The sequence below is a fragment of the Alcanivorax jadensis T9 genome, from assembly GCF_000756655.1.
Classification (GTDB): domain Bacteria; phylum Pseudomonadota; class Gammaproteobacteria; order Pseudomonadales; family Alcanivoracaceae; genus Alcanivorax; species Alcanivorax jadensis.
This window is the reverse complement of sequence record NZ_ARXU01000005.1, coordinates 1-12,065: the sequence shown is the minus strand read 5'-3', so window position 1 is coordinate 12,065 and position 12,065 is coordinate 1. Positions and strand designations below refer to the sequence as shown.

8 protein-coding genes are annotated in these 12,065 nt (G+C 57.6%); all 8 read right to left on the bottom strand.

The features are described from left to right. Nucleotides 1-90: 90 nt before the first annotated feature. The 8 genes from tviB to T9A_RS08175 all read right to left on the bottom strand — a co-directional run bounded on the left by tviB (nt 91) and on the right by T9A_RS08175 (nt 11,783). A complete protein-coding gene (tviB, locus tag T9A_RS08210; RefSeq protein ID WP_035246941.1) occupies nt 91-1,365 on the bottom strand; it encodes a Vi polysaccharide biosynthesis UDP-N-acetylglucosamine C-6 dehydrogenase TviB in 1,275 nt (424 codons plus the stop codon). 390 nt (nt 1,366-1,755) lie between these two features. Further along, on the bottom strand, nt 1,756-3,972 hold the full coding sequence (locus T9A_RS08205) for a polysaccharide biosynthesis tyrosine autokinase (RefSeq protein WP_052042657.1): 2,217 nt from the start codon (nt 3,970-3,972) through the stop codon (nt 1,756-1,758). Between the two features lie 190 nt (nt 3,973-4,162). Further along, nucleotides 4,163-4,591, bottom strand: a complete 429-nt coding sequence (locus tag T9A_RS08200) for a low molecular weight protein-tyrosine-phosphatase (protein WP_035247397.1) — start codon at nt 4,589-4,591, stop codon at nt 4,163-4,165. Between the two features lie 5 nt (nt 4,592-4,596). Continuing rightward, nucleotides 4,597-5,736 carry a polysaccharide export protein gene (locus T9A_RS08195; protein WP_232222046.1) on the bottom strand — a complete coding sequence of 380 codons (1,140 nt, stop codon included), beginning with the start codon at nt 5,734-5,736 and terminating at the stop codon, nt 4,597-4,599. Nucleotides 5,737-5,747: 11 nt separating this feature from the next. Next, a complete protein-coding gene (locus T9A_RS08190; protein ID WP_232222045.1) occupies nt 5,748-7,268 on the bottom strand; it encodes a capsule assembly Wzi family protein in 1,521 nt (506 codons plus the stop codon). 516 nt (nt 7,269-7,784) lie between these two features. Then, nucleotides 7,785-8,420: an SDR family oxidoreductase gene (locus T9A_RS08185; RefSeq protein WP_035246939.1), complete on the bottom strand. Its 636-nt coding sequence runs from the start codon at nt 8,418-8,420 to the stop codon at nt 7,785-7,787. 253 nt (nt 8,421-8,673) lie between these two features. After that, the gene (locus tag T9A_RS08180; protein ID WP_035246937.1) at nt 8,674-9,198 is read right to left on the bottom strand and encodes a lipocalin family protein; all 525 of its coding nucleotides are present in this window, start codon (nt 9,196-9,198) and stop codon (nt 8,674-8,676) included. Between the two features lie 335 nt (nt 9,199-9,533). Continuing rightward, entirely contained in the window at nt 9,534-11,783 is a 2,250-nt protein-coding gene (locus T9A_RS08175; protein WP_035246935.1) for a molybdopterin-dependent oxidoreductase, read from the bottom strand. Nucleotides 11,784-12,065 lie beyond the last annotated feature (282 nt).

The window sequence follows — 12,065 nt, the reverse complement described above, 5'->3', positions numbered from 1 at the left end:
CTTCGGGCCTCCGCCTTCGGCGTCTCGCGTCTCAAGCGACGTTATTCGCTTTGCTCTGGTCTTTCTAAAGCACCGCCTGCAGACCGGCTCCTACAGCCTGAGGTCCACCTCTTCCTTGGGGAGGATGTATTTCAGGTCGTAGAGGATGTGTTCGGGTTTGCCGTAGCCGCGGATATCCTGTGCGCCCATGGCTTTGAACTGGTTGTGACCTACGGCCAGGAGGATGGCGTCGTAGGCACCCTGCTCTGGTCTTGCTACTGGGGTGATGCCGTATTCATGTTCAGATTCTGCCGGATTGATCCAGGGGTCGTGGACATCCACTTTAATGTTGTACTCCTGCAGTTCTCTCACCACATCCACCACACGGGTGTTACGCAGGTCCGGGCAGTTTTCCTTGAAGGTAAGGCCCATGACCAGCACCCGGGCCCCATTCACCTGGATGCAGCGGTTGAGCATGGCCTTTACCAGTTCGCTGGCCACGTGGCGGCCCATGCCGTCGTTGATGCGGCGGCCCGAGAGGATGATTTCCGGGTGGTAGCCGATGGCCTGGGCCTTGTGGGTAAGGTAGTAGGGGTCTACGCCGATGCAGTGCCCTCCCACCAGGCCGGGCCGGAACGGCAGGAAGTTCCATTTGGTGCCGGCAGCTTGCAAGACTGCTTCGGTGTCGATGCCCATGCGGCTGAAGATCATGGAAAGCTCGTTTACTAGCGCAATGTTCAGGTCACGCTGGGTGTTTTCGATCACCTTTGCGGCTTCCGCAACGCGGATACTGGAGGTCTTGTGGGTGCCGGCAGTGATGATGGATCGGTAGAGACTGTCTACGGTTTCTGCGATGGCCGGGGTGGAGCCTGATGTGACCTTGGTAATAGTGGTAACGCGATGTTCTTTGTCGCCCGGGTTGATCCGCTCTGGGCTGTAGCCTGCAAAGAAGTCTTTGTTGTAGACAAGGCCGGACACCTGTTCCAGCACAGGCACACAATCTTCCTCGGTAGCACCGGGGTAGACGGTGGATTCGTAGATAACGATATCGCCTTTCTTCAGGGTCTTGCCGATAGTTTCGGAGGCCTTGATCAGCGGCGTCAGGTCTGGGCGTTTGTGCTCATCGATAGGCGTGGGCACAGTGACGATGTAGACGTTGCAGTCGTTCAGGGCCTCAGGGTCGGCACTGAATGTCAACAGGGTGGCGCTGGCCAGTTCGGCATCGTCTACTTCCAAGGTGGCATCGCGGCCAGCGTTGAGGGCATCGATGCGGGGCTGGTTTATGTCGAAACCCATCACAGGGCGGTGTTTGCCGAATTCGACAGCCAGCGGGAGGCCGACGTAGCCCAGGCCGATGACGGCCAGTTTGATCTGTTCCAGTTCCATTTGGTTTCTCTACTCCGGCGTGTTTTGCCAGTTTGTGTTCGGCCGTGGTGCTGTTGTTTGTTGCCGTAGGAGTCCGCCTGCAGGCAATTGACTTTTTCGCTTGCAGGCAAGCTCCTACATAGAAGCCTTGCAGGACTCCCGTTTTACGGACGAAGGGTTTTGCCTTTGCCCTACTTGGGATTCAAAACACGGCCCTTCGGGCTCCGCCTGCGGCGGTTCGTCCCTCGAGAGGAACTCCTACAGTAAAAGCACTTCTTCGCTCAGCCCTTTGGGCGATTGAATTTTATGCTGCAGACTTTCAGGCCGCACCCCTCAATTGGGGTAACCCGTTGTCCTTTTGCACCGTCCAGCGGTTCGCCCCTCCAACGGCGCTCCTACAGCGGTTTCAATCTAATCTGAACTCTTGCCGTACTCGTAGGCGTAGTAGCCGTATTCGTTGGTGGCACGGCGCTCCATGCAATTGAGAATGGCGCCTTTGATTTCCACTTTGTTCTGAGCGAATCGTGTTAATGCAGCATCCACCTCTTTCACCGAGTTAAGACCAAAACGGGTAACCAGCAGGCTGCTGCCGGCCAATTGCCCGACGATGGCCGCATCGGTGACCGCCAAAATCGGTGGGGTATCCACCAGGATCAGGTCGTATTCATCACTGAGTGAACCCATCAGGGATTTGAAACGCTCGTGCATCAGCAGTTCGGACGGGTTCGGCGGCGCCTTGCCTCGGGGAATAAAGTCCAGATTAGCAATAACAGATGACTGTATGATGTCGTCTTTGCTGCTTTGGCCCGCAAGGTAGGCGGACAGCCCGACTTTGTTATCGGACTGGAAGTAGCGGTGCAAGTGGCCTTTGCGCATGTCCGCATCGATCAGCAGTACCCGCTGGCCGGTCTGGGCCAGCACCGCGCCCAGGTTCGCAGACACAAACGACTTACCCACTGTGGGGCTAGGTCCAGTGATCATCAGAATCTTGTTATCGGCATCCATCATGGCGAAATGCAGACTGGTGCGCAGGCTGCGCAGTGCTTCAATGGCCAGATCGGTAGGATCATCCTGGGCCAACAGAGGGATAGGGGTCGCGCCTTCCTTTAGCCTGCGGCTGCGCCGCTGCTTCATGTCGGTTGCCCGGTTAGCCTTCACCTGTTTTTCAGAAAGCGGGATGGTGGCATAAACGGAGACCCCCTGCTCTTCCAGCTTTTCGGGGGACTCAATGCCTTTTTTCAGCAAGGCCAGCATGAGGACAATACCCGCCGACCCAATGGCGCCAAGGAAACCCGCAATCAGTGCAATAACGGCTTTCTTTGGCTTGATGGGGCCAGGCTGCACCAGCGCCTTGTCAATAATCCGCACACTGCCCACGGTTCCCGCCTTAAGGATGCGCAGCTCCTGAGTCTTGTTGAGCAGGCCAATATAAATCTGCTGGGTAACTTCCACATCACGCATCAGGCGCAGAATTTCCTGTTGGGTTTCCGGCAAGGATTTGATCTGCTTGTCCAGCGAGCGTTTCTCTTCGGTGAGCGAGGCTTTTTGACGAAGCAGGCTCTGATAGGCCGGGTGCTCCTTGGTAAAGCGTGTTGCCAACTCCCCCTCTTTCGCCTTTAGCTCGTTGATCTTGGCTTCGATATCCACGCTTTGCTGCAGCACCGACTGGGTTTCCAGGCTCAGGTCCACCGATTCGCTTTCAAGGCGGTAGGCGTTGAGTTTCTCTTCAAACTCGGTGAGCTTTTCCTTGATCTTGGGCAGCTGCTCGCCGAGGAACTCCAAGCTGTTTTCGGCTTCGGCGGAGCGGCGCTCTACATTCTGCAGCAAGTAGGCTTCACTAATGGCATCCAGGGTGGCTTTGATACGTTCCTTGCTGGGGCCAGTCATGGTCAGGCTGAGCAAGCCGGTCTTGCCCACTTCGCGAATGGCGAGGGCGCCCCGTAAACCGTTGACGGCGGCCACTTCAGTTAGCTTGACGAGCGTCAGTGGTTCATTGCCGAATTGCCATTCATTCAACACCAGCTGGATGCTGCCATCTTGGCTTTTAAGCGTTTCACCTACTGAACCTGTGGCAACAAGATCATGGCCCATATAAAGCGCCGGCTTGCCATTCTCTTCCAGCAAAGTAAACGCTCGGCCTTCCAGTCGCTCTGGCACCATGAAGTTGGTCACGGTGACAAAGGTTTCACTATCCCGGTAGCCGGCGAACAAGGGTTTGGGCACAAACGCGGGGGCCGGGTCAGGGCCCATGAAACGGCCGATATAGGCAGGACGATCCGGGAACACCCGGATGTTCATCTTCAGCTGTTCGATCACTTCGCCCAGCACCATGCGGGAACGCAGGATTTCAATTTCTGCCGCGGCAGAGGCTTCTTCGGCAAATATGTTATTGAGCTCAGACAACCCCGGTACGCCACTGCTTTTCTTTTCCAGTTGCAGAAGGGTATCCCCCTTGTAAATCGGGGTCGCAAACATGCCATACAGGGCACCCAACCCGAGCGCCAACAGAGCTGTGATAACGATCAACCATTTGTTGTCCAGCAGAATGCCAAATAAATAGCCGAAATCGATCTCATCGCCGCCGGGGCTGACCTGCTGTCGCTGTGTCATGGTGCTGTTGTCTGCCATTGGTTATCCGTTATTTATGTACCGTAGGAGCTCTCTGTAGGAGTTCCGCTTGAGGGACGATGGTTTTTTTGTCCTTTCAAACCTAGCCCTTTGGGCCCCGCATTCGAGGGTTCGCGTCTCAAGCGACGCTCCTACAAAACCATCGCTTGCAGTCAGGTTATACGCTGCATCCTGGCCGTGCGGTGTTGCTCTATAACTTTTCAGCCCAGGCTCGTGTGGCCACTTCCATCATTGGATAGATTCTTTCAAATGCCTCGTGCCCACGCCTGTAAGGATCGGGAATGTCATGTTTCCCATTCCACTGAGTAAGCAGAAACACTTTTCCGCTTGCTTCAGGATAACGCTGACTCAACCGATCTTTCTGGTGGCTTTCCATGACAAGGATAAGATCGTTATCGCGACATAGTTCACCGGTCAGCTTTCTTGCCGTGTGCAGCTCACATTGCAACCCATGTTGCTGTGCCACTTTTCTGGCGGTGGGCTCCATGTCATGCCCTTCCAGCCCTAACAAACCGGCGGAAGAGACTTTCAAGCCTGGCTTTTCCCGCTTCAGCATTGCCTCTACGGTGGGGCTGCGACAGATATTGCCGTCGCAAACCACAAGTACACGTTCGAACATGGGCATTATTCGCTCAATGATTCCTCGGCTCTGACGCCGAGAAGCAAGGTCGTCATGGAAGGTAGCAGCAAGCGAAGTACCCTGTTCCATTTAACGAGTGGCGCGGCGGTAACATAGACAATGTCCCGCTCCTGGAGCTCAAAGCTGTCTGCCAACACCAATGCCGCTGCATCTTTCGCATTTAGCTGGTAAACATCAATGCCATGATCCAACTCTGGGAGAGCCTTGCGGAAGACAAAGACTCCTGAGGCATTGGACTCCTGCTGGTTTAAACCACCGTTTTCGGCCAGTGCTTCGGCAAGGGTCAAGCCATTTCGCCCCATTTGCAGGCTGGAAGCTTGTCCTACCTCACCCAGTACAAACACTTTGGCGTCCGTAACCGGGTTTACATTGATCACGTCGTTAGGCTGCAGTAAGACATTCTGGGCGGTATTGCCAAATTGGTAGATATCTCTGAGGGAGAGACGATAGTCCTTGCCACCCCGAGTAAGCACAACACTGCTCCAGTCGGCTTGGGAGGTCAGCCCGCCGGCTTCACCCATGGCATCAATGAGCCGGGTTGGAACGTTGGTAACGGGATAAAGGCCTGGCTCTTCAACCTCTCCGGTGATGTATATTTTTTTATGCCTGAAGGCGGCAACCGACACGTCCACTTGCGGGTCTTCGATATACTTGGAAAGGCGGTCAGTGACCATATCCCTGATTTCAGTAACCTTTAGGCCTGCAACCTTTATAATTCCTACATAGGGGTAAAAAATAGTCCCGTCGTTATGAACCCAGTTACCGGATTCTGCAGAACTGCGTTCGGCCCCTGCGGGTATTGTCAGTTCCGGGTGATCCCAGACGATGATCTGCAACACATCCCCCGGCCCCACGGTGTAATCGTATTCTTTATCGGAAAGGTTCAGCTCCTGTGGAACCGGTTTTTCCTGGGGAGGTAGCGCTTTTTGATCCAGAATAGCCGTTCCAATAGCATGTACCTTTACTACATCCGGTAGCGGCTTTCCTTGAGGCGTTTCTGTTTCGTCAATAAACCAGCCAGGGGTCGGCGAGTGATATGAGCCGGGTACTACGGTACATCCGGCTAATAGGACAACAGTGAAAAGGGCTAAATGTTGGCCCAAAGAAATCATTTTTGCCTTCATAGTTTATCCAATTACCACTCGAATTTTCTTGTCCATTTAAGACCAACAGTCCATTTATCCTGCTTCTCAAGGGTGGTTACAAGTGCCTTGTCAGAGGCCGAAAACAGCCAATCCAGCTCTCCACCTACAAAAGGGTGTTGAAGGCGCATTTCAGCGAGAGAGATATCCTGCTCCTGGATAGACTGCAAGGTTGCAGCGCCATCCTCGGCTACCACTGCACGTATCATGCCGCTCTGATTCAGCGTCGCGCGGGACACATTCAGCGCAACGGTGACACCGTTGCGGAAAAACTGTTGTAGGCCTAATGTCGCGACACGGGCATCGCCCTCCCAGGTGGAGGTCATCGTGCGTCCGTAGTGACGGAAGCCGGATCGGTAAGTGCTATGCTCCAGTGCAGTATTGAGCCGACGCTCACTGAGCCAGCTACCCGCCACCGTTTCCGTGGCTTCCAGGAAAAAACGCTGGGAGCCATTCCCAAAGGCGGTAACCATATCCAGCCCTGCCAGTGAGGAGAATTTCGAGGGCAACCCCCCTGCTTCATCTTCACCCATGAACTGACCATAAAATCCGGTAGGCACATCACCAGGGGTGAGAGAAAGCCGGAAGTCAAAACCGGCAATCTGATTGCTGGGATCCTCGCCTTTCTTAAGGCCTGACGTCTGGCCATTATCACGGCCAATCACCGCATTTGTTAAAGCATCCAGATCTTGCGGACGCCCTTCCCCCCCCCACTGGGCAAGCCGGGTCAGACCAATCTGCAGGGAATCCATCGGGCTGAAGACGAAACGAGCGCCGAGCAAGCGAGCTTCCGGCACAACGCGGTCATTTTCCAGTTGTCCGGCAATGACCTGCAGGTCCCAAGGCCCGATCCAGCTTAGCCAAGGGCTTTCCGGTGCTAACGGCACCTGCCGTGAAACCCATAACCCGGGAACCGGGCGGGCGTTGTTGGACAGGGCCAGGGAGCTCTGCCAGCCCGGGCCCCACCAGCGGTCGATGGCGCCGACGCCAAGCTGCCAGTTGCCGACGATGCCGGCCAGGTAGGTGTCGTCGAAACGCAGATGGGTGTCATCACGCTCGCCATCCACGTAGCCCACCGCCAGGTTTGCCGCCCAGTGCTCGCCCATGCTGTAGAGGGCGATCTGGCTGGTGGCTTCATCTTCTACCTGGGAGGAGAAACTGGTGTAGAGCGGCTCTTGAGTTGCGCCGCCAATGGTCAATTGCGCGCCGCTAGAAGCCTGGCGGGTCTGCTCCAGGGCTTGCTGCAGATAGGCAGAGTGTTGGTTTTTACAGGCGCTGACCTGGTCGGGGGTTTGTCCCGCCAAGGCCAGGCGATAGCCTTTCATGAGCGCGGCCCAGCTGATTGGCCAGGTCAGGGTGATGCCCTTGAGGCACCCCTGGCTTTGCAGGGCTTCAATATGATGGCGCGCCGTCAGATCACCAGCCTGCACCCAAGGAGCAGCAGCCTGGGAGGATGCGCTGAAGCCGATACACAGGGCTCCGATCCATCGAGTTAGGGAGGGAGATAACCGCACTAGGACGTCCTATCCTTCTGGTGGTGTACAACAAGTGGCGCATTATGCGTGCTTAGTCTTGTCAGCTATATGACAAAAGGCCGCATTTTACAGTTTGTTTACCGTAATGCTAAGGGATTACTACGCTAGCTCAAGAAATTCGAGCTTTGCGGCTAATGCCAGGCGGCAAATAGTAGCTTAGTGTCTGATCCGGGGCAGGAGCATTGTCTGACAAAGCAGGAGGTTCAGGCTAAGCGACCCGGCAGGTTTACCAAACCGTTGGAGCTTTGCTGGCAAAGGCGAAGTGCTATGCCCCCGTACCGCAGGACGTTCGCTTTGTGAGCAACGTTATTCGCTGCTCTCAACCTCCGCCCCGCCTTTCAGGCGTTACTGCGCTTTGCTTGCTCCAACGGGGGCTTGGTCGTTAGGCAGGGGCGGGATATGGAACCGTAGGAGCTATGCTCGCATGGCGAAAGGGTTAGAAACAGTTCGCCATGCGAGCATAGCTCCTACGATTGGGGCCGATGGAATTTTAGCTTAGAGCCCATCAAGGGCGTCGCGGGTTGGGGTTGGACCGGAAATGACGTCAAATTCCTTCTTGCGCAACGCACGGCGGACCGTTTCCGAAAGAACTTTAGCGACATCTTCCCGGGATATGTCGCCAAAATCTTTCAACTTCTCAGCAACCTTCACTTTTTCCAGGGGCGGCTCCTCGGTAAGACGGCCGGGGCGGACGATAGTGTAATCGAGCCCACTGGCGCGCAGGTGGTCGTCAGCCTTGCCCTTGGCCGCGAAGTAATGGCGCATTTTTTCCGGGCCGGACTCCGGGTCGTCGGCACGCATGGAGCTGACCATGATAAAGCGCCCTACTCCTTGCGCTTTGGCCTGGTCGATCAGGCTGATGGCGCCGTTCTGGTCCACGTCGATGGTTTTTTCAGGGCCAGTGTGGGGGCCCGAACCGGCGGTGAAGATGACCGCATCCTGGCCTTCCAGGGCCTGGCTGCAATCCCCTTCCAGGTCTGCTTTCACCACTTCATGGGCGCCCAGCATCTCCAGGTCGGCCTTCTGGCTCAGGTCACGGACCATGGCGCGCACCTGAATATTGTCAGCTACCAGGTGGGGAATCAGGCGGCGACCGATTTTGCCATTGGCGCCGGCGATCAGGACTTTCATGGGGGCTCCTTCCTTGTCTTGTCTGGTAGTTCAGTGATGGAGGGTTGGGGATGGATTTCAAGGGGGAGAGGATAACGGAGCAGTTGGAACAAGCGGTTCCCAGTAAAGCCTGAAAGCCAGCCCGAAGGGCAAGCGTTGGGCTCCGTTACCCGCCAATTCGCTTTGCGAGCAAAGCTCCAACGGGTGAGGGAGGGGTCAGTACTGGCGTTGGAGCCTGGCCTGAAAGGCGAAGTGGGCAAATCACCTCGGCAGGTTATTCATCCCACTGCTGGGGCACTTCCTGCAGGTCGTCCAGTTTGTAGCCCCGATCGCGGGCGATGTTCTTGAGTTTGCTGTAGGTGGCTTCGCTGAGATGCGGCTGGCGGGCCATGATCCAGAGATAGTCGCGTTTTTCCCGGCCGATAATGGTGGTCTGGTAGTCCTCGTCCACATACAGCACGCGGAAGTCTGCCTTGAAGGGCCAGATAAAACGCATGCCCCAGATGGCCGGGTCCACATCGCTGACAAAACCGGTGGGGGTCATGCGCTTGAACTCCCCGTCGAAACCACCTTTACGGAAGGTGAAAGTGGTGGCGATCTTGTTGGGCCCGATGCGTTTGTAGTTCTCCATCGCATTGTAGGCGCCCTTTTCAGGCAAGGTGGGGATGTTGGCGATCACATACCAATCGCCCATGAAACGATCCAGGTTCAGATTGTCTGCGATCTGGATGGGGTCTTGCGGGTGGGTTTGGCAGGCTTGCAGCATGATCAGACTCACAATGATGAGGATGCGGCGCATTGGGATTCTCCTTTACGCGTAGATTGCCGCAAGGTGGGACAAGGCGAGGTGAATGCGTTTTTGAGGGGGCTGCTTAACGGGGTGAGCCGGGGGCTGGGGTCATTCGCTTTGCGAGCAACGCTATTCGCTACGCTCACCCTTCGGGCCGCCTTTCAGGCGTTACTGCGCTTCGCTTGTTCCAACCGATGACCGGTCTAGCGGACCCTGGCCGCTGGAGCTTTGCTCGCAAGGCGAAGGGCAAGAAGCTGGCACCATGCCAAAACCAAACCCCTTCGCTTTGCAAGCAAAGCTCCAACGGCCAGGGGGAACTATGCTTCCATGGCGAAACGTTTTAACTACCCCGCCTTCTTCCGGCTTTTGGCACCTTTTGCGGGTTCCACGGTTACCGGAATGCCGTTGAGCTGGGCCATGGCGGTGACAGCTTCCACCCGGCTGCTGCCGATGATGTCGTTGACGCTCTGCCCTGCCACCTTGCGGGCGACACCCAGTTGCACGCCTTCGCGATCATGGCCCCAGCCGTGGGGGACGCTGATGACGCCGGGCATGATGTCGTCGCAAAGCCAGGCTGGCAGGGTGATGGTGCCGGACGGGGTGCTGACGACCACATCATCACCCTCTGCCACGGCCAGCCGTTTGGCATCGTCCGGGTGAATCATGGCGTTACAGCGGCCCTTCCCTTTTACCAGCCGCTGGCTGTTGTGCATCCAGGAGTTGTTGCTGCGGATGTGGCGACGGCCAATCATCAGCATCTGCTCTGGCGCCACCGGTTTGGGCGCCGGCAGCCCTTGCAGGGCGCGGAAATAGAGGGCCGGCACCAGGTTGATGCGCTGATCCCGGGTGAACAGGCGCTCGGGGAGCATGGGTTCCAGCGGGCCCAGGTCTATGCCATGGGGTTCTGCCAACAGCTTTTTCAGGGTCAGCCCCTTACGTTCCCCTCTGAGGACCTTCCAGGCCACTTTGGGCAGCGAGTGCAATCCGTTGCGGCGCAGGTCGTCCAGCACCTTGCCGCCGGTGCCGTAGGGCCCCAGACGCAGACCCAGATCCACTAGCCCGCGGTCACCCAGTCTGCGGACAAAACGGTCGGTGGCGGCAATTTGCAGGCGGGTTTTGCGGTCCCGGGCGCGCAGGCGATTCAGCCGGGTGGTCAGGCCGTTGAGAATCTCCCAATCGTGTAACGCGCCTTCAGGCTTGGCGACCAGGGCCGGGGTGAATTTCACCACGTTGCGCACGGCCACCGCCTGGAAGATGGGATCGAACTGGGCGTGCTCCAGTTGCCCGGTCGGCGGCAGGATGATGTCCGCGTGGCGGGTGGTTTCGTTGATGTAGAAGTCGATGCTGACCATGAAATCCAGGTTGTTCAGGGCCTGATCCAGTTTCTGGCCATCCGGGCAGGACAACACCGGGTTGCCGGCATGGGAGACAAAGGCTTTCACCTGGCCCTTGCCCGGGGTGAGCATTTCGTCGGCCAGGGTCGTCACCGGGAATTCGCCGCCGAATTCCGGGTAGCCGTGCACCCGGCTGCGGTAGCGGTCGAAGCTGCCGGTGTCGCCGCTGAGGGCGCCGAGGGCCACGATATCGAAGGCGGGCTTGGTGAACATGACGCCGCCTTCCCGGTCCAGGTTACCGGTGAGGATGTTGATCACATACACCAGCCAGGCGCTGAGGGTGCTGTGCGCGCTGGTGGTGACACCCACGCGGGAGTAGATGGCAGCGCGGGGTGCTGCGGCGATGTCGCGGGCCAGCTTGCGGATGGCATCGGCGGGCAGGCCCACGGTCTCGGCCACTTTCTCCGGTTTCCAGTTGGCGACCAGGCGGGCCATGTCCTTCTTGCCATCGAGGATGTCGTCCAGCCGGCCCGGCGCCACCAGTAGCTCTTCGAACAATACCTGGGCGATGGCCAGCAACAGGTAAACGTCAGTGCCGGGGCGCACGAAGTGATGCTCGTCGGCCATCTTGGCGGTTTCGGTACGGCGCGGGTCGATGACCACCACCTTGCCGCCGCGTTTCTGGATGGCTTTCAGGCGCCCTTTCACATCCGGCACGGTCATGATGGAGCCGTTGGACGCGAGCGGATTGCCGCCGATGATCAGGAAGTAGTCGGTGCGGTCCACATCCGGGATGGGAAACAGGGCCTGGTGGCCGAACAGCTGCCAGGCAGCCAGCATATGGGGAAGCTGATCTGCAGACGTGGCGCTGTAGCGCTGACGGCTGCGCAGGGCTTTGACGAAGGGCAACAGGGTAAAGAGCGCCCCGTGGTTGTGGGCAGTAGGGTTGCCGAAATAGAGGGCGACCGAGTCTTTGCCGTGGACTTCCTGAATGTTATGCAGGCGCCGGGCGGTCTCGTCCAAGGCTTCGTCCCAGCTGATCGGCACCCAGCCGTCAGCGGTACGCTTCACCGGGTGGCGCAGGCGGTCCGGGTCGTGGTGCAGGTCCTGCAGGGCCACGGCCTTGGGGCAGATATGGCCTTTGCTGAACGGGTCGTCCTTGTCGCCACGGATGGCCAGAATCTCGTCACCGCGGTGCTCGATCTCGATACCGCACATGGCTTCGCAGAGATTGCAGGTGTGGTAATGCGTCTGTTTCATCCGTGACCTCGTCCTGGCGCTATGGCTTGGAATGTTCTTGATAGCAGAGGTGCAAGGAGGATGCCATGACTTAATCGGAAACGATGCGCCACCCCACCGCGAAACCGTTGGAGCCTTGCTCGCAAGGCGAAAGGCTCCGCTGCCCACCCCGGGCGTGAATTCGCTTTGCAAGCAAAGCTCCAACGGCGGATTCGTGATTCGCTCGGCATGGGGAGGGCCGGATCGTTGGAGCCTTGCTCGCAAGGCGAAGGGCCCCGTTACCCGCCCCGGGCGTGAATTCGC

Excerpts from the sequence above, each read along its gene's own strand:
- T9A_RS08180 (WP_035246937.1), bottom strand. The coding sequence starts at position 9,198 with ATGCGCCGCATCCTCATCATTGTGAGTCTGATCATGCTGCAAGCCTGC.
- tviB (WP_035246941.1), bottom strand. The coding sequence starts at position 1,365 with ATGGAACTGGAACAGATCAAACTGGCCGTCATCGGCCTGGGCTACGTC.
- T9A_RS08195 (WP_232222046.1), bottom strand. The coding sequence starts at position 5,736 with ATGAAGGCAAAAATGATTTCTTTGGGCCAACATTTAGCCCTTTTCACT.
- T9A_RS08185 (WP_035246939.1), bottom strand. The coding sequence starts at position 8,420 with ATGAAAGTCCTGATCGCCGGCGCCAATGGCAAAATCGGTCGCCGCCTG.
- T9A_RS08175 (WP_035246935.1), bottom strand. The coding sequence starts at position 11,783 with ATGAAACAGACGCATTACCACACCTGCAATCTCTGCGAAGCCATGTGC.
- T9A_RS08200 (WP_035247397.1), bottom strand. The coding sequence starts at position 4,591 with ATGTTCGAACGTGTACTTGTGGTTTGCGACGGCAATATCTGTCGCAGC.
- T9A_RS08205 (WP_052042657.1), bottom strand. The coding sequence starts at position 3,972 with ATGGCAGACAACAGCACCATGACACAGCGACAGCAGGTCAGCCCCGGC.